At 73.1% G+C, this 23,698-nt stretch carries 21 protein-coding genes and 1 pseudogene; 12 read left to right on the forward strand and 10 right to left on the reverse strand.

Features of this window, described 5'->3' with window-relative positions; translation table 11 throughout:
* Positions 1-41: 41 nt before the first annotated feature.
* The gene (locus ACFYO5_RS06410; RefSeq protein ID WP_388704887.1) at positions 42-518 is read right to left on the reverse strand and encodes a nuclear transport factor 2 family protein; all 477 of its coding nucleotides are present in this window, start codon (positions 516-518) and stop codon (positions 42-44) included.
* A gap of 145 nt (positions 519-663) precedes the next feature.
* Here ACFYO5_RS06410 and ACFYO5_RS06415 point away from each other — a divergent pair, with 145 nt between their 5' ends.
* Positions 664-1,794, forward strand: a complete 1,131-nt coding sequence (locus tag ACFYO5_RS06415) for an AI-2E family transporter (RefSeq protein WP_388704890.1) — start codon at positions 664-666, stop codon at positions 1,792-1,794.
* Positions 1,795-1,980: 186 nt separating this feature from the next.
* On the opposite strand, the gene ACFYO5_RS06420 is transcribed toward ACFYO5_RS06415, so the two are convergent.
* Positions 1,981-2,160 (reverse strand): hypothetical protein, encoded by a 180-nt coding sequence (locus ACFYO5_RS06420; protein WP_356562785.1) that lies wholly within the window; start codon positions 2,158-2,160, stop codon positions 1,981-1,983.
* Between the two features lie 115 nt (positions 2,161-2,275).
* A complete protein-coding gene (locus ACFYO5_RS06425) occupies positions 2,276-2,878 on the reverse strand; it encodes a dihydrofolate reductase family protein (protein WP_388704893.1) in 603 nt (200 codons plus the stop codon).
* 70 nt (positions 2,879-2,948) lie between these two features.
* On the opposite strand from ACFYO5_RS06425, the gene ACFYO5_RS06430 reads away from it, so the two are divergent.
* On the forward strand, positions 2,949-3,527 hold the full coding sequence (locus tag ACFYO5_RS06430; RefSeq protein ID WP_388704896.1) for a TetR/AcrR family transcriptional regulator: 579 nt from the start codon (positions 2,949-2,951) through the stop codon (positions 3,525-3,527).
* Positions 3,528-4,020: 493 nt separating this feature from the next.
* Here the strand turns inward: ACFYO5_RS06430 and ACFYO5_RS06435 are convergent, their stop codons facing one another.
* A complete protein-coding gene (locus tag ACFYO5_RS06435) occupies positions 4,021-4,896 on the reverse strand; it encodes an undecaprenyl-diphosphate phosphatase (RefSeq protein ID WP_388704899.1) in 876 nt (291 codons plus the stop codon).
* A gap of 304 nt (positions 4,897-5,200) precedes the next feature.
* On the opposite strand from ACFYO5_RS06435, the gene ACFYO5_RS06440 reads away from it, so the two are divergent.
* A complete protein-coding gene (locus ACFYO5_RS06440) occupies positions 5,201-6,394 on the forward strand; it encodes a Gfo/Idh/MocA family protein (RefSeq protein WP_388704902.1) in 1,194 nt (397 codons plus the stop codon).
* Positions 6,391-7,317 (forward strand): PmoA family protein, encoded by a 927-nt coding sequence (locus ACFYO5_RS06445; RefSeq protein WP_356562807.1) that lies wholly within the window; start codon positions 6,391-6,393, stop codon positions 7,315-7,317. Before ACFYO5_RS06440 ends, ACFYO5_RS06445 begins: the two co-directional genes overlap by 4 nt.
* A gap of 323 nt (positions 7,318-7,640) precedes the next feature.
* On the opposite strand, the gene ACFYO5_RS06450 is transcribed toward ACFYO5_RS06445, so the two are convergent.
* Positions 7,641-8,114, reverse strand: a complete 474-nt coding sequence (locus ACFYO5_RS06450; RefSeq protein ID WP_356562808.1) for a helix-turn-helix domain-containing protein — start codon at positions 8,112-8,114, stop codon at positions 7,641-7,643.
* Positions 8,115-8,264: 150 nt separating this feature from the next.
* On the opposite strand from ACFYO5_RS06450, the gene ACFYO5_RS06455 reads away from it, so the two are divergent.
* Positions 8,265-9,434 carry a thiolase family protein gene (locus ACFYO5_RS06455; RefSeq protein ID WP_388704906.1) on the forward strand — a complete coding sequence of 390 codons (1,170 nt, stop codon included), beginning with the start codon at positions 8,265-8,267 and terminating at the stop codon, positions 9,432-9,434.
* 25 nt (positions 9,435-9,459) lie between these two features.
* Here ACFYO5_RS06455 and ACFYO5_RS06460 read toward each other — a convergent pair whose 3' ends face one another.
* Positions 9,460-10,254, reverse strand: a complete 795-nt coding sequence (locus tag ACFYO5_RS06460) for a TVP38/TMEM64 family protein (protein WP_388704909.1) — start codon at positions 10,252-10,254, stop codon at positions 9,460-9,462.
* Between the two features lie 49 nt (positions 10,255-10,303).
* Here ACFYO5_RS06460 and ACFYO5_RS06465 point away from each other — a divergent pair, with 49 nt between their 5' ends.
* The 3 genes from ACFYO5_RS06465 (at position 10,304) to ACFYO5_RS06475 (ending at position 14,228) form a co-directional block, all read left to right on the forward strand.
* Positions 10,304-11,026, forward strand: a complete 723-nt coding sequence (locus tag ACFYO5_RS06465) for a DNA alkylation repair protein (RefSeq protein WP_388704912.1) — start codon at positions 10,304-10,306, stop codon at positions 11,024-11,026.
* A gap of 391 nt (positions 11,027-11,417) precedes the next feature.
* Positions 11,418-12,587, forward strand: coding sequence for an elongation factor Tu (gene tuf, locus ACFYO5_RS06470; protein ID WP_388704915.1), 1,170 nt, complete (start codon positions 11,418-11,420; stop codon positions 12,585-12,587).
* Between the two features lie 795 nt (positions 12,588-13,382).
* Positions 13,383-14,228, forward strand: a complete 846-nt coding sequence (locus tag ACFYO5_RS06475) for a spermidine synthase (RefSeq protein WP_388704918.1) — start codon at positions 13,383-13,385, stop codon at positions 14,226-14,228.
* Positions 14,229-14,529: 301 nt separating this feature from the next.
* Here the strand turns inward: ACFYO5_RS06475 and ACFYO5_RS06480 are convergent, their stop codons facing one another.
* Both ACFYO5_RS06480 and ACFYO5_RS06485 read right to left on the reverse strand, forming a co-directional pair.
* Positions 14,530-15,888, reverse strand: coding sequence for an MFS transporter (locus tag ACFYO5_RS06480; RefSeq protein ID WP_388704921.1), 1,359 nt, complete (start codon positions 15,886-15,888; stop codon positions 14,530-14,532).
* Positions 15,889-15,973: 85 nt separating this feature from the next.
* Positions 15,974-16,999, reverse strand: a complete 1,026-nt coding sequence (locus tag ACFYO5_RS06485; RefSeq protein ID WP_388704924.1) for a hypothetical protein — start codon at positions 16,997-16,999, stop codon at positions 15,974-15,976.
* A gap of 164 nt (positions 17,000-17,163) precedes the next feature.
* Here ACFYO5_RS06485 and ACFYO5_RS06490 point away from each other — a divergent pair, with 164 nt between their 5' ends.
* On the forward strand, positions 17,164-17,601 hold the full coding sequence (locus tag ACFYO5_RS06490; protein WP_356563159.1) for a DUF4442 domain-containing protein: 438 nt from the start codon (positions 17,164-17,166) through the stop codon (positions 17,599-17,601).
* Between the two features lie 708 nt (positions 17,602-18,309).
* Here ACFYO5_RS06490 and ACFYO5_RS06495 read toward each other — a convergent pair.
* Complete coding sequence (locus ACFYO5_RS06495) at positions 18,310-18,615, reverse strand: helix-turn-helix transcriptional regulator (protein WP_388704927.1); 306 nt, start codon at positions 18,613-18,615, stop codon at positions 18,310-18,312.
* A 64-nt stretch (positions 18,616-18,679) separates the two neighbouring features.
* Between ACFYO5_RS06495 and map the strand changes: the two genes are divergently transcribed.
* Together map and ACFYO5_RS06505 are read left to right on the forward strand one after the other, a co-directional pair.
* Positions 18,680-19,447 (forward strand): type I methionyl aminopeptidase, encoded by a 768-nt coding sequence (map, locus tag ACFYO5_RS06500; protein WP_388704930.1) that lies wholly within the window; start codon positions 18,680-18,682, stop codon positions 19,445-19,447.
* Between the two features lie 116 nt (positions 19,448-19,563).
* Positions 19,564-19,918, forward strand: a pseudogene (locus ACFYO5_RS06505) (oxidoreductase); the annotation flags it as partial.
* A gap of 126 nt (positions 19,919-20,044) precedes the next feature.
* On the opposite strand, the gene galU reads toward ACFYO5_RS06505, so the two are convergent.
* Positions 20,045-21,070 carry a UTP--glucose-1-phosphate uridylyltransferase GalU gene (gene galU / locus ACFYO5_RS06510; protein WP_388704933.1) on the reverse strand — a complete coding sequence of 342 codons (1,026 nt, stop codon included), beginning with the start codon at positions 21,068-21,070 and terminating at the stop codon, positions 20,045-20,047.
* A 396-nt stretch (positions 21,071-21,466) separates the two neighbouring features.
* Between galU and ACFYO5_RS06515 the strand changes: the two genes are divergently transcribed.
* The gene (locus ACFYO5_RS06515; RefSeq protein WP_388704936.1) at positions 21,467-23,383 is read left to right on the forward strand and encodes a ricin-type beta-trefoil lectin domain protein; all 1,917 of its coding nucleotides are present in this window, start codon (positions 21,467-21,469) and stop codon (positions 23,381-23,383) included.
* The last annotated feature ends 315 nt before the right edge of the window (positions 23,384-23,698 follow it).

The following is a 23,698-nucleotide window of genomic DNA, read 5'->3' on the forward strand; positions in this document are numbered from 1 at the left end:
CGATCTCCGACCAGATGGCCTCCGGCGGGGGCGCGCTGCGGTCAGCCGGTGGCGTCCTGGCCGGGCATCCGGCGCCACTTCTCGCGCACGACCACCTCGCGCACCCGCCAGCCCTCCTCCGTCCTCAGCAGCCCGAAGGCGTACCGCCCGCCGCACACCAGGTCCGGGGCCGTGGCGGGGCCCGCCCCGGCGGCCAGCCGCATCGGGTTCACATAGTCGGCCTGGACCTGGGCGGTGTCGCCCCGGTCCTGTTCCAGGACCCCGAAGCGCAGTCTGCGGTTGACGATCAGATGCTGGCGCATCGAGAACAGCCGCATGCTCTCCTCCAGCCAGGCGGCGACCTCCGCCACCTCCCCCTCGATCCCCCCGGCCGAGCGGTAGTCCGCCCGCCCGTCCGAGGTGAACAGGTTCCGGTAGGCCTCCCAGTCGCCGTCGTCCACGGCGACCGCGTAGTCGGTGATCAGACCGTCGACGGCCAGGCGGTCCATCACGGCGGCGAGTTCCACACGCTGCGTCATGGCCCGAGTGTTGGGCATCGCGGGCGCGGCGCCAAGGGCCGTGCGGGTATGTCCGGCCGATCAGTGCGGCGAACCACCGGAAGACCTCCTGAGCAGGGACCGGGCCGTGCGTGTCCATGACCGGCCTGCCCATAGGGTGAGCCCCATGTCTGCCACGTTGAGTTCCACGAGGACCCGCGCCGCGCTCCGCGCGTCGGCGCGCATATCCGTCGAGTTGTTGCTGCTCCTCGTGGGGCTGGCGGTCGCGCTATGGCTGTTGGGGCAGATGTGGTCGGTCGTCTGGCCGCTCGTCGTCGGTCTGTTCATCACCACCCTGACCTGGCCCCCGACGCGCTTCCTGCGCCGGCACGGCTGGCCGCCCGCCCTCGCGGCGGCGTTCGTGACCGTCCTGTTCCTGCTGGTCGCCGCGGGGATCGTGGCGCTGATCGCGGTGCCGGTGGCCTCCCAGTCGGGGGAGTTGACAGACGGGGTGGTCGAAGGTCTCCAGAGAGTGCGTGAATGGGCGTCCGGGCCGCCGCTGAACATCGGGGACGATGAGATCAACAAGGCCTTCGACAGCGCGGTCACCCGCGCCCAGGACGGCCTGGGGAGCATGGTCACCGCGGTCGTCACGGGGGTGAGCACGGTGGTCGACGGTCTGGTCACCGCGGTGCTCGCGCTCTTCCTGATGTTCTTCTTCCTCAAGGACGGCCCCCGGTTCCTGCCGTGGCTGGCCCGTCAGCTGCCCGGCCGGTTCGCCGCGGACGTGCCCGCGGTGGCCGCGCGCAGCTGGGACACGCTGGGCGCGTTCGTGCGCTCGCAGGCGATCGTCGGTCTGCTGGACGCGGTGCTGATCGGCCTCGGCCTGTGGATCCTGGACGTGCCGCTGGTGCTTCCGCTGGCGGTGCTGACCTTCGTGTCGGCGTTCGTGCCGATCATCGGCGCGCTCTTCGCGGGCTTCGTCGCCGTCCTCATCGCGCTGGTCTCCAACGGCCTGACGGACGCGCTGATCGTGCTGGCCATCATCGTCGTGGTGCAGCAGTTGGAGGGCAACGTCTTCCAGCCGATGATCCAGAGCCGGGGACTCGGCCTGCACGCGGCGGTGGTCCTGCTGGCGGTCACGCTCGGCGGCAGCCTCGCCGGAATCGTCGGGAGCCTGCTCGCCGTGCCGGTCGCGGCGGTGATCGCGGTGGTGTGGAACTACGTGCGGGAGCAACTCAGCGACCCGCCGCTGGAGTCGGGGGCGAGCGACGGGGTGGACGACGGGGTGGACGGCGGGGCCGTCGTGCCGTCGTAGCGCGCCCTCGTGGGGTGGCGCGGCGTGCCGGGGCGCCGGGCGCTTGCGGCGGCGCGAGCACGGAAGCGGCTCGGCGGTGGTGGTGGCGAGGCGGTGGTGGCGAGGCTGTGGTGCGGCGGTCGGGCGGTCCCGGACCGGGAACGGGGCGGCGGCGCGAACCGAGGTCGGCCGGAGACGAGGCCGGCCTCAGGCCGCCTTCACCACCTCGCCGCGGATGGCCTTGGCCCACTCCACCACCAACAGCTCGTACTCCGCCCGCTCCTGGGCCGACAGCGATCCGCCCGCGCGCAGCCACAGTGCCCGGATCTGCTCGTTCAACTCGGCGGCGGACCGCACGGAACCAGGGCTCGATGAACTCGGGGACATGCGCACCAGCCTAGGGGCAAGCACTGACACTGCGCTACCGGGTGGCTACGCGAACCCGACGGACTTCGTCACGACCGTGTGCACCGCTCGGACGGCTCGGGTGGTCGGACGCCGCTCACCGCCCGGCGCGCACGAGGCGGGTGAGGGTGACACCGTTGGGGAAGGCGGTGCGCTCGGCGACGTCGAAGGCGGTGGGGTCGAAGGCGCCGTCGACGGCCGGGATTCCGGCGCCGGCGACCACCGGGTAGTGCTTGAGCACCATCTCGTCGATCTCGGGCAGGACGGCGCCCGCGAGCTTCCCGCCGCCGCACAGCCAGACGTCGAGGCCCCTTCCCTCCTCCTGCTTGAGCCGGCGGACGAGCCCGAGCGGGTCGCCCGGGACGACGGTGACGGCCGGGTCGACGTCCGGTTCGAGCGTGCTGGAGACGACGTACTGGCGCAGGTGCGCGTACGGGCTGGTGATGCCGTTGTCGAGTGCGGGCCGGTAGCTGCCGAGGCCCATGACGACGGTGTCGAAGCGCCGGCTCGGCGCGTCCGCGGCGACGCCGGCGGCCGCGCGGTAGGCGGTCGGGACGGTCTCGGGGTACAGCGCGGTCAGCGCGGACGAGTAGGCGGCGGCCTGCCGTTCGTCGCCCTGCGGGAAGAAGTCGAACTCGCCGCCCGGGCCGGCGATGCGGCCGTCGAGCGTGACGCCGACGTAATACACGAGCTTTCGCATCCGGATGACTCCCCACGTAGTACTGTGTGTGTAGTGGTCATACCGTAGTACTACAACTGGAGTGGTGTCAATGGTGAGACGCAATGAGGAGCGGCGCGCCGCCCTCGTGGACGCGGCGATCGAGGTGCTGGCCAGGGAAGGCGCCCGAGGTCTGACCTTCCGGGCGGTGGACACGGAGGCCGCCGTGCCCGTCGGCACCGCGTCCAACTACTTCGCCAACCGCGACGACCTGCTCACCCAGGCAGGCGCCCGTGTCTACGAGCGGCTCCGGCCCGACGAGGACACGATCGCCCGCCAGCGGGCGGCCGGCCGCGACCGGACGGCGTACGCGGGGCTGATGCGGGAACTGGTCGGCCGCGTCGCCTCGTTCCGTACCGGCTACCTCGCGCTGCTGGAGCTGCGCCTCGAGGCCACCCGCCGTCCGGAACTGCGCAAGGTGCTCACCGAGCGGGTCAGGGCCGACGTGGACGCGAACGTCGCCTACCACGAGGCGTCCGGGCTCCCGGGGGACGCCATGGCCGTCAAGCTGCTCATCCTGACGCTGAACTGGCTGATCGTCGAACAGCTCACGCTTCCGGACGTCTTCACGGAGGCCGAGCGCGAACAACTGGTGACGGCGGCGGTCGATCGGATCGTGGCGCCGGAGTAGGCCGCGTGCGGCTGCCCGCCATCGGGCCGGGACGGGGGAAGGCGGGGGCCGGCCCGAGCGCGGGGCTGGTCGGCGCACGGGGTCGGTCCGGGCGGGGGCCGGTCCGGGCGCGGGGCCGACGCCTACCGCGCGGAGTTTTGCCGAGCGCTCTCGGGCGGCCTGAGCGTGGGGCTGACACGGGCGCGCGAAATCCGGGATGGGGCCGGTACGGGCGCGGGGTCGACGCCTACTGCGCGGAGTTTGGCGAGCGCTGCGGGGCGGCCTGAGCATGGGGCTGACACGGGCCGCGCGGAGTTTGCTGCCGAGCGCTGCCGGACGGCCGCCGTACGGAACCGGCCGGCGTACGCGGCCGGTCCGAGCAGGGGACCGGCCGACGGGGGCCGACACGGACCGCGTGGGGTCCTGGCGAGCGCCGCAGGGCGGCCGAGAACCGGCTCCCCGGCAGCGGGCGGCTACGTCGACGGCACGCGCGCGGGTTGCCGCCTGGGCGGGATCAGCCCGCCGACTCCGCAGCGTGCGGGCTCAGGGCGCCCGTCGCGACGAGGATGATGATCACGATGCCGAGGACCACGCGGTAGTACACGAACGGCATGAACGACTTGGTGCTGATGAACTTCATGAACCATGCGATCACGGCATATCCGGACGCGAAGGCGATCACCGTCGCGAACGCCGTCGGCCCCCAGGCCACATGGCCGCCCTCCACCGCGTCCTTCAGCTCGAAGACGCCGGAGGCCAGCACCGCCGGGATGGCGAGCAGGAACGAGTAACGGGCCGCGGACTCGCGCTTGTAGCCCATGAACAGGCCGCCGCTGATCGTGGCGCCGGAGCGCGAGACCCCGGGGATGAGGGCGCAGGCCTGGCAGAGGCCGAAGATCAGGCCGTCCTTGACGCCCAGGTTCTCCAGGCTCTTGCGCTGCTTGGGCGCGCGGTGCCGGCCGCCGTTCTCGTCGCGGGCGGCCAGCCGGTCGGCGATGCCGATGACGATGCCGACGACGACGAGCATCGTCGCGGTGATCCGCAGGTCGCGGAACGGGCCCTCGATCTGGTCCTTGAGCGTGACGCCCAGCACGCCGATCGGGATGGAGCCGACGATCACCAGCCAGCCCATCTGGGCGTCGTGGTTCCCGCGCATCGACTTGTCGAAAAGCGACCGGGACCACGCGGAGATGATCCGCCCGATGTCCTTGCGGAAGTAGATCAGCACCGCGGCTTCCGTGCCGATCTGCGTGATCGCCGTGAAGGCGGCCCCGGGGTCCTCCCAGCCGGAGAAGGCCGCGGTCAGCCGCAGGTGCGCGCTGGAGGAGACGGGGAGGAACTCGGTCAGCCCCTGGACGAGTCCGAGGATGAGTGATTCAAACCAAGACATGAGGTTACGGAGTCCAAGTGCCGATCGGGGAGGGGCGACGGACGCGGCGAGCCGCCGCGCGCGGTGATCAAGTGGTGTGTCGGAAGGCAGCGTAGCGCCCCCGGGTGACAGGCCCGCCACAGGGGTTTCGAAGGAGGTCGCGCAGGGGAAGCGCGCACGGCAGTCCAACAGGACGTATGTGTTGACCGGCCAGGGGGCCGCCGCTTACGTTGCTGCCGGGGAAAGCGCTTGCTATACCGCTGGTCGCAGCTGTCGCTCTCCCTCCCGTGTCGGGTCGTTCGTCGCAGGAGTGCTGATCACGCCCATGTCCCCATCCCCTCCGCTCGCCGGTCGCCGGATCCGCGCCGCCGTCATCGGTACCGGTGCCATCGCGCGCGGTTCCCATCTGCCCGCGCTCGCCCGGCTCGCCGCGGAGGGTGAGACGGAGGTCGTCGCGGCCGTCGACGTCGATGCCGACGCGGTCGAGGCCTTCTGTGCGGAGGGTGGGATTCCGCACGCCTACACCGACCTGGACCGGATGCTCGCGGAGCAGCGCCCCGACCTGGTGACGATCTGCACCCCGCCGACCCTGCACCGCGAGCAGAGCGTGGCCGCCCTGCGGTCCGGTGCCTGGGTGTGGTGCGAGAAGCCGCCCGTGCCGACACTCGCGGACTACGACGCCGTGGCGGCCGAGGAGGGGACCGAGCACGGGCCGTACGCCTCGATCGTCTTCCAGCACCGCTTCGGCTCCGGCTCCGATCACGTACGTCGCCTGCTCGCCGAGCAGGCGATGGGGCGGCCGCTCGTCGCCCACTGCCAGACGACCTGGTACCGCGACACCGCCTACTACGCGGTTCCCTGGCGCGGGCGGTGGCAGACCGAGGGCGGCGGCCCCGCCATGGGCCACGGCATCCATCAGATGGACCTGCTGCTCGATCTGCTCGGGCCGTGGAGCGAGGTGCGGGCCATGGCCGGCCGGCTCGTCCACGACGTGGAGACGGAGGACGTGTCCACCGCCCTGGTCCGGTTCGAGAACGGGGCCATGGCCACGATCGTGAACAGCGTCCTCAGCCCCGACGAGGTCAGCCGCATCCGCATCGACTGCGAGCACGCCACCGTCGAACTGACGCATCTCTACGGCCACGCCAACGCCGACTGGCGGATCACCCCGGCGCGGGACGTCCCCGCGGAACGGGCCGCCGCCTGGCAGGACTTCGGGACCGACGTGCCCAGCTCGCACCTGGCCCAGCTGCGGGGACTCGTCGCCGCCATGCGCGCGGGGGAGCGACCGCGCAGCAGCGGCGACGACGGGCGCACCAGCCTGGAGCTGATCAGCGCCCTGTACAAGTCCGCGTTCACGGACGTGACGGTGGAGCGGGGCGAGATCGGGCCCGGTGACCCGTTCTACACGGCCCTGCACGGGGGGACCCCGGGCTGGGGGCCCGCCACCGCGCCCGCCACCGCGCCCGCCGTCGAGTCCACCGGCGTGGCCGTCGGCGGCCGGGAGGTGTCGGCATGACCGGGCTGCGTCTCGTCCACACCCACGGCGACCGCATCACCGTGACCGACCCCGACAGCGGCGTCGAACTGCTCGCATACGTCTACCGGCCGGAGGCGGCCTGGGAGGCGCCGAAGCCGTACATCCACCCGCTGCGCACCCTCGCGGGCGATGTCGTCACCGACTACCGGCCGAACGACCACCGCTGGCACAAGGGGCTGTCGCTGACGGCCTCCCACCTCTCGGGCGCGAACCTCTGGGGCGGCAACAGCTACGTCCACGGCGAGGGGTATCTCGAACTGCCGGAGCGCGTCGGTTCGATGGCGCACGCCGGCTTCGACGAGGTCACGGCCGACGGCGACCGTGCCGTCGTCGCCGAGCGGCTCACCTGGCATCCGCACGGCGGGGAGCTGTGGGCCGAGGAGCGGCGCCGGATCGAGGTGCACGACGTCGATCGGGCCGCCGGTTCCTGGGCGCTGACCTGGAGCAGCGCCATCACCAACCGTCGCCGGGAGCCGCTGCGGTTCGGCAGTCCGACCACCGCCGGGCGGGAGATGGCCGGCTACACGGGCCTGTTCTGGCGCGGTCCGCGCGCCTTCCGCGACGGCCGGATCATCGGCCCCGACGGGGAGGGGCCCGAGCTGATGGGAACGCAGGGACCGTGGCTCGCGCTGTCCGGCGAGCACGACGGCAGCGACGGCCACGCCACGGTGGTCTTCGCGCACGCTCCCGAGAACGACGAGTCCGGCGAAGCCGGGGCCCACCCGGCGCACTGGTTCGTCCGCAACGAACCCTTCGCCGGCATCGCCCCGTCCTGGGCCTTCCACGACGAACTGGAGCTGGCCCCCGGCGACACCCTCACCCGCCGCTACCGGGTGGTCGTCGCGGACGGCGCCTGGGACCGGAAGGAGATCACCGGGTACCTGGCGGCGCATCCCTGGTAGGCCGGGACGGGGGCGGGGCGGGGGCGGATCGGCTGCCGGGACCGCCGGCCGGGGTGTGGCCCCGTCGGCCGCGTTGCGGGCCGACGTCATAGAGGTCCCGCGCGCGCATCGTGCTGGGCTCGCTGGTCGACGCGGGCGAGGGTTCGTGTCCGGGACGTGCCGGGCGTTTGCGGGCAGACGCCGGCGAGAGTTCCTCTGTCCGGAGCGTGCCGGGCCCCGTCGGCCGCGTTGCGGGCCGACGTCATCGAGGTCTCCCGTCCGGATCGTCGTGCCGGGGCGCGCGGTCCGGTCCATCCGTGGAACCCGAACCCCGGCCCTGGCCCTTAGGCGGCCGCCGGGCCCGTCACCGTCCAGCCCGGGACCTGGGGGTGCGCCGAGAGGTCCTCGTGGTGGATCGGGGCGCCGCAGGCGGTGCAGGTGACCGTGGGGACCATCTCGTTGCCGCAGACGTGCTCGACGACCATGGGGCGGTCGTCGTCCGTGCGCAGGTGGCGGTCGCCCCACGCCATGAGTGTCAGCAGGACCGGTTCCAGTTCGAGTCCCGCCCGGGTGGGCCGGTACTCGAAGCGCTGGGGGCGTTCGCTGTAGGCGCGTTTGGTCAGGATCCCCGCGTCCACGAGCCGGCGCAGTCGGGTGGCCAGGATGTCGCGCGGGGCGCCGATGTTGCGGACGAGCTGGTCGAAGCGGCCGTTGCCCAGGCACACCTCCCGCAGGACGAGCAGGGAGTACTTCTCACCGACGAGCGCCAGGGCGTCGGCGATGGAACAGGGACGCGGGTCTTTGGTCGAGGCGGCCATACCGGTAAGTCTAGAGGAGAGTTGGATTCTCCAACTTGTGGGTTTGATTTTCCAACCTACGGCGTTATGGTGAGTCCGGATTTCCTACTCACCAGTAAGTGCCGTGCCCCGGCGGAGCGAGCACCGCCCGGCGGCCAAGGAGGCCCGCACATGCGTGACGCAGTCATCGTCGAAGCCGTACGCACCCCCATCGGCAAGGGCAAGCCGAACGGCTCCCTCGCCCAGGTCCACCCCGTCGAACTCCTCGCCCACACCCTGCGCGCCCTGGTCGAACGCTCCGGCGTCGACCCGGCGCTCATCGACGACGTCATCGGCGGCACCGTCGACCAGGTCGGCGAGCAGGCCATGAACACCACCCGCTACGCCGCCCTGTCGGCGGGCTTCCCCGAGACGGTGCCCGCGACCACGGTCGACCGGCAGTGCGGCTCCTCCCAACAGGCCGTGCACTTCGCGGCGCAGGGCGTCATCTCCGGCGCCTACGACCTCGTCGTGGCCTGCGGCGTGGAGTCGATGAGCCGCGTGCCGATGTGGTCCAACGTGCCGCCCGGCAAGGACCCCTTCGGCCCCGGCATCGCCGAGCGCTATCCGGAGGGCCTCGTCCCCCAGGGCATCAGTGCCGAACTCATCGCCGCCAAGTGGTCGATCACCCGCGAGCAGATGGACGCCTTCGCCGTCTCCTCGCACCGCAAGGCGGCCGAGGCCTGGCAGAAGGGCCTCTTCGACGCCGAGACCGCGCCCCTGGACGGCGTCGCGCGCGACGAGTGCGTCCGCCCCGACAGCAGCCTGGAGGTGCTGGCAGGGCTCCGGCCCGCCTACCACGACCCCGCCTTCGCGGAGCGCTTCCCCCAGATCGAGTGGAACGTCACCGCGGGCAACGCCAGCCCGATCAACGACGGCGCCTCCGCCGTGCTGATCACCTCCGGCTCCACCGCCGCCCGGCTCGGGCTGCGCCCGCTGGCCCGCCTGCACAGCTTCGCCGTCACCGGCTCCGACCCGCTGCTGATGCTCACCGGCGTCATCCCGGCGACCGAGAAGGTGCTGCGCCGGGCGGGCCTGCGCCTGGACGACATCGACCTGTTCGAGGTCAACGAGGCCTTCTCCAGCGTCGTACTCGCCTGGGCGCAGGAGACCGGCGCCGACCTCGACAGGGTCAACGTGCGCGGTGGCGCGATCGCGCTCGGCCACCCGCTGGGCGCGAGCGGCACCCGGCTGACGACGACCCTGGTCCACGCCATGCGCGAACGCGGCGCCCGCTACGCCCTCCAGACGATGTGTGAGGCCGGCGGTCTCGCCAACGCGATGATCCTCGAAGGCGTCTGACCCCCGGCGGGGCGCTCGCGAAGGGTCAGCGGCGGCGCAGGTGGTGGCGTTTGCGCCAGGCCACCACCGTGCCCACCGCCGCGGGCAGCGCGATGGCCGCCATCGAGACCAGGAAGATCGGCGAGGTGGGGGAGGAGGCGTTGGCCCCGGCGACGACGTACGCCGCCGTGTTCGGGATCGAACCGAGCGCGGTCGCGAGCAGGAACGACAGCCAGCCCATGCGGGAGACGGCGGCGCAGTAGTTCGCCGCCCAGAACGGCACTCCCGGGAACAGACGGGCCGCCAGCATCGACCGCAGCCCGTGCCGGCTCAACTGACCGTCAGCCGCCTTCAGGAGCCGTCCCCGCAGCAGGGGCCGCAGCGCGTCCTGGCCGAGGAGCCGGCCCAGACCGAAGGCGAGCCCGGCGCCCAGCACCGTGCCCGCCAGCGCCGCGCCGGTCCCCAGTTGCGCGCCGAACAGCGCTCCGGCGGCCAGGTTCAGCAACGGCCGCGGCACGAACGCCACCGTGCACAGCCCGTACGCCGCCGCGAACACCGACGCCGCGGCGACACCGCCCAGTTGGGGTGGCCAGCCCTCCGAGAGCAGCCGCTGCGGCTCGAAGAGGAGCACGCTCGACGCGGCCGCCAGGAGCAGCGCGACCAGCAGCGAGAACCGCGCCCACGGCGAGAGCAGGGCTCTCGTGCAGCGCGCGGCGAACCCCGTCGGCGCCGGGGCGACCAGGGGCAGGGCGGTGAGCGGTACGGGGACGACCAGCTCAGTGGCGGTGGCCCGGGGAGAGGCCGTGGCGGTGCCCCCAGAGCGGGTGTGGGCATCGAGCATCCGGCGACACTAACCGAAGGCCATGTGTGATCGCCGTATGGTTCGTCTCATGACCGTCACAGGAGCGGTGGCGGCGGACGGACCGCCGAGCGCTCTCGCCGACACCGTCCTGGAGCGGCTGACCGCCGCGTACGGCGCCGCGGCCGATCCCGCCAGGGCGGTGGCCATGCGCGCGTACATGAAGGACGTCGCCCCCTTCCTGGGCATCCCCGCACCCGGGCGGCGGGCCCTGTCCCGGACCGTCCTCGCCGGCACGCCCCGCCCGGAGGAATCCGACTGCACGGCGATCGCGCTGCGCTGCTGGGCGCTGCCGCCGCGCGAGTACCAGTACTTCGCCGTGGACTACCTGCGCCGGTTCGCCGGGCGCTGCTCCTCGGCGTTCCTGCCCGTCACCCGCCGGCTGATCACCACCGTCCCCTGGTGGGACACCGTCGACCTGCTCGCCGTGCACGTCGTCGGCGCCCTCGTCGCCGCCGATCCGCGCCTCGCCGTCGAGATGGACGCGTGGATCGCCGACGACGACCTGTGGGTCGCCCGCGCCGCCCTGCTGCACCAGCTCGCGTACAAGGACCGCACCGACGTCGACCGGCTGTTCGGCCACTGTCTGCGCCAGTCCGGCCACCCCGACTTCTTCGTCCGCAAGGCGATCGGCTGGTCCCTGCGCGAATACGCCCGGACCGACCCGGACGCCGTCCGCGCCTTCCTCGTCCGCGAACGGGGGCGCTTCGCACCGCTGACCGTGCGCGAGGCACTCAGGAACATCGGGGCATGACTGGGTATGGCCGGGTATGACCGGCGCGTCGGCGCGGTGGCCCGGATGATGTGATCCGGCGGCGGTCCGGATGTGGTCCGGCAGCCGCCCGACCGGCTTTCGCCCGCCGAGGGAAAACCGTTCGACACCGGTTCCACCGTCGGCGAGGATCGACCGCATGTTCCGGTACGCCTTCCACCTCGCCGCATCCGCAGTCGCGGACGCGCCGAAGGCTGCCGTTCCCGTTCTCGCGGCCGCTGTCGACGGCGCCCGAAGCTGACCCTCTCCGGATCGACCGGCGGACCCCGCAGGGGGAGGGTCGGCGAGTCCCTCGGGGTCCCCGTCCCGGCCGGCGCGTCCATCGCCGCCGGGGCCGTCACACAGCATCCTCGAGAGGCTTCCAGGTATCGCCATGCCCAAGACGGCTTACGTGCGCACGAAACCGCACCTGAACATCGGCACCATGGGTCACGTCGACCACGGCAAGACCACCCTCACCGCCGCCATCACCAAGGTCCTGGCCGAGCGCGGAGCCGGCACCTTCGTGCCGTTCGACCGCATCGACCGCGCCCCCGAGGAGGCGGCGCGCGGCATCACCATCAACATCGCGCACGTCGAGTACGAGACCGACACCCGGCACTACGCGCACGTCGACATGCCGGGCCACGCCGACTACGTCAAGAACATGGTCACCGGCGCCGCGCAGCTCGACGGGGCGATCCTCGTCGTGTCCGCGCTCGACGGGATCATGCCGCAGACCGCCGAACACGTCCTCCTCGCCCGCCAGGTGGGGGTCGACCACATCGTCGTCGCCCTCAACAAGGCCGACGCGGGCGACGAGGAGCTGATCGACCTCGTCGAGCTGGAGGTCCGCGACCTGCTCAGCGCCAACGGATACGGCGGCGACTCCGCGCCTGTCGTGCGGGTCTCGGGGCTGAAGGCGCTGGAGGGCGACCCGCGGTGGACGGCGTCGATCGACGCGCTGCTCGACGCGGTGGACACCTATGTGCCGATGCCCGAGCGGTACGTGGACGCGCCGTTCCTGCTGCCGGTGGAGAACGTGCTCACCATCACCGGGCGCGGGACGGTCGTCACCGGCGCCGTGGAGCGCGGCACGGTCCGCCTCGGCGACCGGATCGAGGTGCTCGGCGCCGGCGTCGAGTCGGTGGTGACCGGCCTGGAGACCTTCGGCAAGCCGATGGAGGAGGCGCAGGCCGGGGACAACGTGGCGCTGCTCCTGCGGGGTGTGCCGCGGGACGCCGTCCGGCGCGGGCACGTGGTGGCCGCGCCGGGGAGCGTCGTGCCGAGCCGGCGATTCACGGCGCGGGTGTACGTCCTGTCCACGCGGGAGGGCGGGCGCTCCACGCCCGTCTCCAGCGGGTACCGGCCGCAGTTCTACATCCGTACGGCGGACGTGGTCGGGGACGTCGACCTCGGCGAGGTCGCGGTCGCGCGGCCCGGTGACACGGTCACCATGACCGTCGAACTGGGCCGCGAGATGCCGCTGGAGCCCGGTCTCGGCTTCGCCGTCCGGGAGGGCGGACGGACCGTGGGCGCGGGAACGGTGACCGCCGTCGAGTGACGGGGGGCGAGCACGGGGCCCGTGCCGCCGCCTGGCTCGCGCCCCTGCTCGGCCCGCGCCCCGACCGGGCTCGGTCTCGGGCGGGGGTCCGTCCTCCCGGCTGGGGTCCGCCCCGCGGCTGACGCTCGCGTCTCCGTTCGGCTCGTATCCCGGCCGGGCTCCAGCCTCGGTCAGGGGTCCGCCCCCTCGGCTGGGGGTCCGTCCTCCCGGCTGAGGGGGCGCACCCCTCCTCGGCGCACGCCCCGGCCGGGCTCGGTCTCCGGCAAGGGTCGCCCCCGGTAGGAGTCCCCCCGGTAGGAGTCCGGCCAGTAGGGGCTCGGCCCCTGTTCGGCCCACGCCCCAGCCGGGCTCCGGCCGGGCTCCGGCCGGGCTCGGCTTCCCTCGGCAGACGTGCGCCCGTCGGCAGGCGTCCGCGTCTCCGGTAGGGGCTCGCCCGCGTTCTCGGCGCACGCCCTGGCCAGGCTCGGCTTGGGCAGGTCTCCGCCCTCCCGGCAGGGGTCCCTAACCCAGGAAGGGGGCCGCAACACCGGTAGGGGCCTACGCCCCAGCCGGGCTCCGGCGGGCTCGGCTTGCCCTGGCAGACGTGCGCCCGTCGGCGGGCTTCCGCCTCCGGCAGGCTGCCGCCTCCCGCAGGTCTCCGCCTCCCGGCAAGCGCCCGCCTCCCGGCAAGCGCCCGCCTCCCGGCAAGCGCCCGCCCCCGCAGGCGCCCGCCCCCGCAGGCGCCCGCCGCCCGGCAGGTCGCCGCCCACCCGGCGAAGCCCCTGCCCATGCCGGGTGCGCAGGCAGAATGACGGGGTGAACGACTCCATACCCGTCACCCGAGCCGTCGACCACGGCACCGCCAAGCTGATGCCCGACGTCGACCGGGAGCGGGCCTGGCTGCTGACGGTCGACGGGGCGCCGCAGTCGTACGTCGACCTGGACGAGCCCACGCACCTGGAGTTCGAGTACGCCCGGCGGCTCGGGCACGTCCTGGACACCGTGGCCGAGGAAGGGCGTCCGCTGGACGTGCTGCACCTCGGCGGCGGGGCGCTCACCCTGCCCCGGTACCTGGCCGCCACCCGGCCGGGCTCCCGGCAGGACGTCGTGGAGGCGGACCGGGGCCTGCTGGATCTCGTCGGACGGCACCTGCCCGTCCCGCCCGGCGCCGGGATCACCCTGCACGCGGCCGACGCGCGGGCCTGGCTGGAGACGGCCCCGGCCGCATCCGTCGACGTCCTCGTGGCAGACGTCTTCGGCGGCTCCCGCGTCCCCGCCCACCTGACGACCCTGTCCTACGCCCGCGAGGCCGTACGGGTCCTGCGCGCGGACGGCGTCTACCTGGCGAACCTCGCGGACGCGGCCCCCTTCGACTTCCTGCGCTCCCAACTCGCCACCTTCGCCGAGGTGTTCACGCAACTCGCGGTCATCGCCGAACCGGCGGTCCTGCGCGGCCGCCGGTTCGGCAACGCCGTTCTCGTCGCCGCCCACCGGCCCCTGGACGTCCCGCCCCTGGCCCGCCGCACCGCCTCGGACGCCTTTCCCGCCCGGGTCGAACACGGCCCGGCACTGCGCGAGTTCATCGGTGACGCCCACCCGGTGGGCGACGAGGACGCGGTGCCGTCACCGGTGCCGCCCGACGGGGCGTTCGGGATCGGGTGAAGAGGCATACCCTTCCCCCCTCGCGCGCCTCGGCCCGTCCGGTCCCTCGGAGGACGGACGGCGGGGTGCCGGTGCGTCTCTGCCTCGGCCCTGAGTGCGCGGCCCGGACGACGAGGAGACCGTCCCGTCCGCGGGGCGTCCGGCATCGGACGAACCGGCACGCGCTCCCACCGGCGGGGACGCGAGGTACGCTCCGTCGCCGCACCGGTGGCGAAGCCCGTGCCGGGCTGCCGGGGTGCGGCATCGGCGACATGGATCGAGGGCGTGAATCGCAGGCGTGGATCGAGGGGGCCCGCGGGTCTCACCCGAGCGTGCCGCCGCCTCCGTCCGTCGTCGCCCGGGCCGGGTCGGGGGCACCGTCGCCCGGGTGCGGCTCCGGACGGGGCCCGACGGGGTCCGCGACCGCCGGCCGTCCGGTCACCGGCTTGGTACGCCGGGTCAGGTCGCGTACGTCCGGTACGCACAGGACCGCCGCCGTGACCACGACGACGAGGACGGCACAGCCCCACAGGGAGGCCGTGCGGCCGAAGAGGGATTCGGAGGGGCCCGCCAGCGCCATGGCCAGGGGGACCAGGGCGACCGAGCCGAACCAGTCGTAGGCCGAGACGCGGGAGAGCTTCTCCTCCGGGATCTCCTGGTGGAGGGCGGTCATCCAGGACACGCCGAACACCTCCAGGGTGATGCCGGTCAGCAACATCACCGCGCACAGGACGCCCACGGGCACCGGCACGGCCAGGGCCGCCGACGGCAGGGCCAGGGGGAAGACGCAGAGGGTGCCGACGAAGAGCAGGCGGCGCGGTTTCCAGCGGGTCATCAGCAACGCGCCGACCACCGTGCCCACGCCGAAGCAGCCGAGGGCGAGACCCCAGGGGCCCGCCCCGCCCAGGTGTTCCCGGGCGACGAGGGGGCCGTAGACCGCGTCGGCGGCTCCGACGACGGCGTTCGCGATCGAGAACTGGAGCACGACGCCCCACAGCCACGGGCGGCCGCTGAACTCCTGCCAGCCCTCGCGCAGATCGGCCAGGATGCCGCCGCCCCGCTCGCGCGTCGGGATGTGTGAGACGTCGAGGAAGGCGCGCAGCGACCCGGCGACGGCGAAGGCGGCGGCGTCCGCCGCGAGCACCCAGCCCGGCCCGATCACCGCGACCATGGCCCCGCCGAGAGCCGCGCCGCCGAAGCCCGCTCCCTGCATCGCCATCCGGAACACCGCGAACGCCCGCCCGGCCTGCTCGCCCCGCACCGAGGACATCAGCATGCCCTCGGCGGCCGGACTGAAGAACGCCTGGCCGGTGCCGCCGAGCGCGGTCAGCAGCATCATCTGCCACAGCCGCGGTTCGCCGGTCAGGACGAGCGCCGCGAACGCGGCCTGCGACACGCAGTTCAGGGCGTTGGCCGCGACCATCACCCGGTGCCGCGGCAGTCGGTCGGCGACGGCGCCGCCGATCAGCAGGAACAGCACCAGCGGCAGCGTGCGGGCTGCCGCCACCAGACCGACGTCGCCGCCGTCGCCGCCGGATTCGAGGACGGCGAACGCGGCGGCGATGAGGGCACCGTTGCTGCCGAGGCCCGTGACGAACGCGGCGGCCGTCAGCAGGCTGTAGTTGCGGCCCGCCCAGGAGGGTCTGCGCAGGCGGGGACGGGGGTCGGCGGCTGAGGTCACCGGCCGACTATCCCCGCCCGGCCACCGATCCGCCAAACCGATGATCGGCCCGGTCGGCTTCGGGCGCGCGTGCGGGGGTGGCGCCTCAGCCTCCGGTCGGTTCCCCGTGCAGTCGCACCGTGGCGAGGATCTGCATGATCGTCGCCTGCGGCAGCTCGTCCTTCACGCCCTTCGCGCCGTACAGGTTCCACGACACGTAGTCGTTGTCGGCGTTCTTGAATCCGAAGGTGATCGCCTTGCCGTCGCTGTCGCACTTGCCCTTCTGGGGCGTGTTGGTCGACTGCGCCCAGGCGTAACTGCCCTTGACACCGGAGGCGGTGGTGAAGGCGGTGGCCTTCTTGTCGAAGGTGATGCTCTTGCGGTCCGGCTCGGTGTAGCCGCCGAAGACCCACCAGGCGGGCGTGTTCATGGCGATCTCGTCGGTGCTCTTGGCCCCTTCGGCACCCTTGCTGCCGACCATGGCCAGCGCGGTGTCGTCGGTCTTGCCGTCCTTGTCGTCGTCGGTCGTGCACCACTTCGACTTGTACTCGGCCGTGCCCGACTGAATGATCGAGTCGTAGCCGTCGGGCTTCTCCTTGTCCTCCCACTCGAAGCCCTGGCTGAGTCCCGGCGACTGGACCTCCCAGTCCGCGGGCACGTCGAAGGCGATACCCCACTTGGGGTTCACGACGACCTTCCAGCCCGCGACGGTCGGCTTCTCGGTCTCGGTGCCGCGTGGGTTGTCGTCCGTGCCGGCCGACGACGAGGCCGAGGCCGAGCCGCTCGGCTCGACCGACACCGTGGGGCCGGCGCTGCCCTTGGCCTGCGGCTTCTCGTCGTCATCGCCACCGAGCACCAGGAACCCGGTGACACCGGCCGCCACGAGAACGGCAGCGGCGGCCACGATCGCCACCACCTTCGTCCGGTCGCCGCCGCCACCGCCGGACTGCGGGGAGCCCGGGGCCCCCGGCGTGCCCCACTGGGGTGGTGTCTGCGGATAGGGGTTGGTGGGCGGCTGCTGGTATCCGGGTTGCTGATACGGATTCGGCTGCTGGTATCCCGGCTGCTGGTACGGGTTGTTCTGCGCCTGCGGGTTCTGCTCTCCCCCGGGCGGCTGCTGTCCTGGCCACATGGCCAGAAACCCTAGTGCCGTTCATGACACGAACAGGTCACCACCCCTCGTCAGGGCGGTACCGAATCGGCCGCGGCACGCCGGTTCCCGCGTCGGGTGCTCTGCTCCGCCCCTGGCCAGTCGGCGCTACTCATGGGTAACATCGCGGCATGAGCCCCGACCAGATGTCCATCGGCGAGATGCTCGCCGCCACCGTGCCCATGGCCCGCACCCTCAATCTCGAGTTCCTCGAGACGGGGCCAGAGAAGGCCGTGCTGGCGCTGCCGGACCAGGGCGCGTTCCACAATCACGTGGGCGGACCGCACGCCGGGGCGATGTTCACGCTCGGTGAGTCCGCGAGCGGGGCGATCGTGCTCGCCGCGTTCGGGGACCAGCTGTCGCGTGCCGTGCCGCTCGCCGTCCGTGCCGAGATCGGCTACCGCAAGCTCGCCATGGGAGCCGTCACCGCGACGGCCACGCTGGGGCGTCCGGCCGCCGACGTCGTCGCCGAGCTGGACGCCGGGGAGCGGCCCGAGTTCCCCGTGGCGATCGAGATCCGCCGCGCGGACGGGGCCGTCACCGGTGAGATGACGGTGGTGTGGACCCTGCGGCCCAACGGCTGAGCGGGCGCCCTGCGGGGAAGGCCCCGGACGCGGCTTCGGCCGCCCCGAGGCCGTCCCTCCCGGGCGGGCCGGAAGATGCCGGAAAGGTGTCGTAGGCCGTCGGCCCCGATTGTCCGAGGCGGTGAGGTGCTGCGGCTGGCCCCCGTTCGGAGGATCTTCCGGTGACTTGCAACGTGTCGCCTCACACGCTTCTTCCCTGGTCACACGCTCATGAGCACTCGCCCGAGCGCCGGCCGTGTACTCCCGGCGGCGATCTTCGAGGCGGTGCCGGAGCCAGGGTGATCCGGCCGATCTGATCAACGCGGCGCTGGAGGATTCGGTCGGGGCGACGCGCGGTGAGGCCGGAGAAGGCGTTGAAAACGCAGGTCGCGGTGGGTGGCGGTGCGCGAGCGGGAGGAGCGGATCTCCCACCGCACCGCGATGCCGAAGTGGAGGCGATGTCGCCGCCTGCCGCGAGTGTGTCGGCCACCGGGTCTGCCACACCTGCCCCCCCGTGCGGGCATATCGCCAGGGTGAGAGCGCTCGCGCCCTTCGGGCAGGAGGCGCGGAGCCGACAGGCGGCCAGGTCGGTGCAGCCGCCGAGGTCCGCCCGGCGGTGCCCACCCGCAGGTACCCGCCCGGCGGTGCTCGGGTCGGCCGACGAGGTGATCGGCGTGTGCGCGGGCGTACTGGCGCGGTCAGGGAGCCGCTGACTGTCCGGGTGCCGCGTTACGAAACCAGCGACGCATGCCGTGCGACAGGCAGGACCGACTGATCCTCGACCGCTCCCTCCGCCTGGCTGATCTCGGCCCAGACCGCGTCGAGGGACAGGCCGAGGGTGTCGGCGATCGCTGCGATGGTCGGGAAGGCGGGGGTGGCCACACGGCCGGACTCGATCTTCCGCAGAGTCTCGGGCGAGATGTGCGAAGCGAGCGCCACGTCCAGCATCGGACGGCAGCCCCGGGCTCGGCGGAGCAGGGCGCCGAGGCGCTGTCCGCGTGCTACCTCGGCGGGGGTGAGCGGCGACCTGACCATGACCCCATTCTAATCCCGGTATAGTTAGACCGGGATAGTTATTGGAGCGCATGAGAGGTCCCCCATGATTGAGATCCTGAACTCCGCGCGGCTCGAGCGGGCGAGGGACACCGGCGCCCTGGTCGGACACATCCTGCACACGCTGAAGCAGCGCAGCGCGGTTGGGACGAACCTGCTGGACATCGACCAGTGGGCCAAGGAGATGATCACCGAGGCGGAGGCGCAGTCCTGCTACGTCGACTACGCGCCGTCCTTCGGGCGCGGCCCCTTCGGGCACTACATCTGCACGGCCGTCAACGACGCAGTGCTCCATGGGCGGCCTCACGACTACACGCTGGCGGACGGGGATCTGCTGACTCTCGACCTCGCCGTTGCCCGGGGCGGGGTGGCCGCGGACGCCGCGATCAGCTTTCTGGTGGGCAAGGCCAGGCCGGCGGAGAGCGTCGCGATGATCGAGACGACCGAGCGCGCACTCGCCGCCGGCATCGCCGCGGCCAAGCCCGGGGCGCGCATCGGCGACCTCTCCCACGCCATCGGCACGGTCCTCAGCAAGGCGGGCTACCCGATCAACACCGAGTTCGGAGGCCACGGCATCGGCTCCACCATGCACCAGGACCCACACGTCGCGAACATCGGACGGCCCGGCCGCGGCTACAAGCTGCGCCCCGGACTGCTGCTCGCCCTGGAGCCCTGGGTCATGGCCGACACGGCCACACTCGTCACCGACGCCGACGGCTGGACGCTGCGCAGCGCGACGGGCTGCCGGACCGCGCACAGCGAGCACACGATCGCCATCACCGACAGCGGAGCCGAAATCCTCACCCGCCCGTGAGGGGGGTGGCGCCGGGGTAGACCCCGGAAGCCGCCGGCCGTCGATCTCGGGGGGCTCGCTGACGTCTCCTTGTCGCCAAGGCCGCGGCCCGCGGCCATGACGAGCCCGCCGAGCGTGGCGCGGCCGTTCTGGGCGCCCTTCCGGGAGGCCGGTGTTCGTCCTCGAAGGCCGCGGTGCACGCCTACTTCGAGGCACTTACTCCGAGGCACTGCGCGCGCAACTCGACGGTACCGGCGTCAGCGTCGTCGAACTCGTCCCGCCGGCCGTCGCCACGGCAGGTCAGGAAGAGGTGAACCCGCAGGCGCTGGCGCTCGACGACCTCCTGACCGAGGTCGTGCAATCGCTCTCGAAGGTTCCCCGCGAAATCCTGGTGAAGGCGGCCTCATGCACCGCTGGGCCGAGCGCGACGGCACCTACGACGACCTCGTCGCACAGCGCTCCCAGGCCCTGGCCATGTTCCCCGGCGCGAAGGCTGAGCCCCTTCCCCTCCCGTCACCGGGCTTCACGGAGCCTGACCGCGGGCGACCGCCGCCGCACCGGCGGGCGTCCGCGTCCGGAGCGCCGGTGGGCTTGCGTCCGGACCGCACTGCGTCGGAGTCACGCGATCCGTCGGTCCCTGTCCTCGAGCCGCCGCTCGCTCGCTCCCGTCGCTCCGCCCTCCCCGAGTTCCGCCACGAACTCCTTGAGCCAGGCCACGAAGCGCGGGCCCAGGTCGTCCCGGTCACAGGCCAGCCGGACCACCGTGCGCAGGTAGTCGGCCTTGTCGCCGGTGTCGTAGCGGCGGCCGGAGAAGACGACGCCGTGCACCGTGCCGCCCGAGGCCAGTTGCTGGAGGGCGTCGGTGAGCTGGATCTCGCCGCCGCGGCCGGGCGCCGTACGCTCCAGGACGTCGAAGACGGCGGGATCCAGGACGTACCGTCCGATGACCGCGTACCGGCTCGGCGCGTCCTCGGGCGCGGGCTTCTCCACCAGTCCCGTGACCCGTACGACGCCGTCCTCGCCGGACGGCTCGACGGCCGCGCAGCCGTAGAGGCGCACCTGTTCGGGCGGGACCTCCATCAGGGCGACGACGCTGCCCGCGTACCGGTCGCGGACCTCCAGCATGCGGCTGAGCAGGGCGTCGCGAGGGTCGATGAGGTCGTCGCCGAGGAGGACGGCGAACGGCTGGTCGCCCACATGGCTGCGGGCGCACAGCACGGCGTGACCGAGGCCGAGCGGATCCCGCTGGCGGATGTGGTGGATGTCCGCGAGCCGGGCTGGACCGCGCACCGCGTCCAGTCGCACGGTGTCGCCCTTGGCCGCGAGGGCCTGCTCCAGTTCGAAGGCGTGGTCGAAGTGGTCCTCGATGGCCCGCTTGTGGCGGCCCGTGACCATCAGCACGTCGTCCAGTCCCGCCGCGGCGGCCTCCTCGACCACGTACTGGATGGCCGGCTTGTCGACGACCGGGAGCATCTCCTTCGGCGTCGCCTTCGTCGCGGGCAGGAATCGGGTGCCGAGCCCGGCCGCAGGGACGACCGCCTTGCGGACGGTGGGGACGGCGGACGCGGGCGGGGGAGGGGGAGGGGGAGGGGAGGAAGGACCGAGGGCGGAAGGGTGGGGGACGGGAGGGCCGGGCGCGTTCATGGCGGTCATGCTGGACCACGGGGATGGGAGTTCCCCGAGAGGCGCCTCTGGGACACCTGTGGGCCGGGGTCGGGCCGCAGGGCGTGGGCGGCACCTCGGAGATTCCGTGCGGCATCGGGCTTTTCCCGTACAGGGGTTGGCGCTGCCCGCTCCGGAGAATTTCGAATAGGGGTGCGGATACCGGCGGTAACTAAAGGGGAAAGCGCGCGTTCTGAACTCCGGTCACTCGAACTCCTTGTTTCCTGTGACGCGCGTGTGCGAAGGTGAGCCTCCCCCCAGACCGGTTGATCACGGCAGCATGCCTGGTCAGCTCGGAAGTACATACCGATCAGGCACCTGCTTTCCGACGGACGCGTATTTCGTGTGCCGTTCGCCGCATCGGAAGGAAACGGTTCCGTGCAGTCCCCGAACCCCCCACGCCCGCCGTACCCGCCCCGCCCCGGATGGACCCCCGGGGATTCCGACCGCGACCTCGCCGCCCGGCTGGGCACGGCCGGCGGTCACCCCCGCGCCGTCGCCCTGCTCCTCGCCCGGCACTGGCGCGCTGCCCACGACTACGCCACCGTCTGCCTGGCCGACACCGGAGAGGCCGCGCCCCTGGTGGCCTCCGCGGCCTTCCACGACGTGTTCGCACGCCTGGCGGGAGGACACCTCGGTGGCGCGCTGCGTCCCCAACTCCTGGTCACCGTACGCGACATGGTCCACGACTGGGCCGGCGCGGACGGAGTCGTCGCCGTCCTGCCGGAATTGCGCAAAACCGTCGGCGGCCGCGGACTGCGCGCCGCCCGGTCCGTCACCCCCGAAAGGCGACAACTCGCCGAACGCGCTTTCCAGTTCCTGCCCGCCGCCTCCCAATGCCTCCTGTGGCATACGGAAGTGGAGGCCGAACCCCTCTCCATACCGGCCCGTCTGCTGGGCGTGGACACCCTCACCGCCAGGGCCGGTCTGGAACGGGCGCGGGAACAATTCCGTACCGGCTGTGTACGCGCCCACCGGGAACTCGCCCCGTCGAGCGAATGCCGTTTCCACAACCGCCTTCTCGACGTTCCCCTGCGTCGCGGCGGGACCCTGCTGCCCGAAGTCCGCGACCATCTGGCTCAGTGCCGCCACTGCCGGCACGCGGCCGAACAGTTCAGCCATTTCGACGGCGGACTGGACGTCCTGCTCGCCGAGACGGTCCTCGGCTGGGGCGCCCGCCGCTACCTCGACTCCCGCCCCGGGCGCGCCGCCGCCGAAACGGCGACGGCGATCCGGCCGGCCGCGGCTCGCCCGTCCGGCGGCACCGGCCGCCACCGCACCACCTCCGTCGGCCTGCTCGCCCTGCCGCGGCACCGCTCCCGGACCGTCCTGGTGGGCGTCGGACTGACCTCCCTCGCCCTGCTCACGACCGTCCTGGCCACCCGCGGCTGGTCCGGTGACAACGGTGTCCCGGTCCCCGGCGCCACCTGGGGCGCGCCCGCCGGCGGCACCGGCGCCACGGACACCGGCACGGATGCGGCCACCCCGGAGCGCCCCGCGTCCACCCGGTCCTTGCCCGCCACCGCCTCCGCCGGGAACCCCGCGGAGATCGCCCACGGCCGCCTGCGCGCCACGGCCACGGGACTCTGCCTGGACGTCGACGGCGGCCGGGCCGAGACCGGGGCGTCCGCCCTCCTGGCGGCCTGTTCCCCGGCGGCGTCCCAGCAGTGGTCGTACCAGAACGACGGACTGCTGCGCAGCGCCGCCGCCCCGTCCCTCTGCCTGGCCGTCGGCCCCCGACGCGGGACGGTCACGCTGGGCGGGTGCGCGGTGCCCTCCGGCAGCGTCTTCTTCGATCTCACCGTGCGCGGAGAGCTGCTGTTGCGGCGCGGCGGCGAGGACCTCGTGGTCGCGCCCGGCGCGGGGCGGTCACGGACGCACGTCACCGTCATGGAACGGGACGGATCGGCGGGTCAGCGATGGGAGTTCGACGTGGCGGCGGAGGCCGGGCGGCCCCCGGCCGCGGGCGAGCCGGACACCGGGGAACGGGACACCGGGCAACCGTCCGGCGCCCCGGACGCGGCCCGGTCCCCGCGGCCGGACGGCAGCGCTCCGGCTCCCGTTCCCGCTCCCGTTCCCGTTCCCGCTCCCGAGGAGTCCGCGCCCTCCACCGCGCCCGCGCCCGAGTACGAGAAGCGCTTCGTCCAGGCCGACTGCTGCGCGCAGGAACCGGAGCCCGCGCCCACGGCCCGCGCCCTCCCCGGTCCGGTCGCAGCGGTCGACGAAGTACTCGGCGGCGTCGACCGGGGCGTGGACGTCACCCTCACCGGCCTGACCACCGCGCTCGGCGGCTGAACGGGCCGGCCGGGCCGGCCGGGCCGGCCGGGCCACCCGGGACGGGTCCGTCGGGCAACGGTGGCGACGAGAGGTTTTCCGCCCCGTCCAACAACGGTGGCGGCGAGCGGTTCCCCGCCCCCTTCGGCGACGGTGGCGGCGAGAGGCTCCCCGCCCCTCCGGCGACGGCGACGGCGAGCGGCTCTCCCGCCCCCCCATCCGCACACCGGCCCGCCGGGGCGAGGGACCTGGCCCCCGCGTCCATGGTGGCGCGGGGCCGCATCGCGGGGCGTCCACGACGGATCGGCGTCCCGCCCGACCCGGTAGGCTTCCCGG

This window comes from Streptomyces sp. NPDC006259 (genome assembly GCF_042870975.1).
Lineage (GTDB): Bacteria > Actinomycetota > Actinomycetes > Streptomycetales > Streptomycetaceae > Streptomyces.

Excerpts from the sequence above, each read along its gene's own strand:
- ACFYO5_RS06410 (WP_388704887.1), bottom strand. The coding sequence starts at position 518 with ATGACGCAGCGTGTGGAACTCGCCGCCGTGATGGACCGCCTGGCCGTC.
- ACFYO5_RS06415 (WP_388704890.1), top strand. The coding sequence starts at position 664 with ATGTCTGCCACGTTGAGTTCCACGAGGACCCGCGCCGCGCTCCGCGCG.
- ACFYO5_RS06420 (WP_356562785.1), bottom strand. The coding sequence starts at position 2,160 with ATGTCCCCGAGTTCATCGAGCCCTGGTTCCGTGCGGTCCGCCGCCGAG.
- ACFYO5_RS06425 (WP_388704893.1), bottom strand. The coding sequence starts at position 2,878 with ATGCGAAAGCTCGTGTATTACGTCGGCGTCACGCTCGACGGCCGCATC.
- ACFYO5_RS06430 (WP_388704896.1), top strand. The coding sequence starts at position 2,949 with ATGGTGAGACGCAATGAGGAGCGGCGCGCCGCCCTCGTGGACGCGGCG.
- ACFYO5_RS06435 (WP_388704899.1), bottom strand. The coding sequence starts at position 4,896 with ATGTCTTGGTTTGAATCACTCATCCTCGGACTCGTCCAGGGGCTGACC.
- ACFYO5_RS06440 (WP_388704902.1), top strand. The coding sequence starts at position 5,201 with ATGTCCCCATCCCCTCCGCTCGCCGGTCGCCGGATCCGCGCCGCCGTC.
- ACFYO5_RS06445 (WP_356562807.1), top strand. The coding sequence starts at position 6,391 with ATGACCGGGCTGCGTCTCGTCCACACCCACGGCGACCGCATCACCGTG.
- ACFYO5_RS06450 (WP_356562808.1), bottom strand. The coding sequence starts at position 8,114 with ATGGCCGCCTCGACCAAAGACCCGCGTCCCTGTTCCATCGCCGACGCC.
- ACFYO5_RS06455 (WP_388704906.1), top strand. The coding sequence starts at position 8,265 with ATGCGTGACGCAGTCATCGTCGAAGCCGTACGCACCCCCATCGGCAAG.
- ACFYO5_RS06460 (WP_388704909.1), bottom strand. The coding sequence starts at position 10,254 with ATGCTCGATGCCCACACCCGCTCTGGGGGCACCGCCACGGCCTCTCCC.
- ACFYO5_RS06465 (WP_388704912.1), top strand. The coding sequence starts at position 10,304 with ATGACCGTCACAGGAGCGGTGGCGGCGGACGGACCGCCGAGCGCTCTC.
- tuf (WP_388704915.1), top strand. The coding sequence starts at position 11,418 with ATGCCCAAGACGGCTTACGTGCGCACGAAACCGCACCTGAACATCGGC.
- ACFYO5_RS06485 (WP_388704924.1), bottom strand. The coding sequence starts at position 16,999 with ATGTGGCCAGGACAGCAGCCGCCCGGGGGAGAGCAGAACCCGCAGGCG.
- ACFYO5_RS06490 (WP_356563159.1), top strand. The coding sequence starts at position 17,164 with ATGTCCATCGGCGAGATGCTCGCCGCCACCGTGCCCATGGCCCGCACC.
- ACFYO5_RS06495 (WP_388704927.1), bottom strand. The coding sequence starts at position 18,615 with ATGGTCAGGTCGCCGCTCACCCCCGCCGAGGTAGCACGCGGACAGCGC.
- map (WP_388704930.1), top strand. The coding sequence starts at position 18,680 with ATGATTGAGATCCTGAACTCCGCGCGGCTCGAGCGGGCGAGGGACACC.
- galU (WP_388704933.1), bottom strand. The coding sequence starts at position 21,070 with ATGAACGCGCCCGGCCCTCCCGTCCCCCACCCTTCCGCCCTCGGTCCT.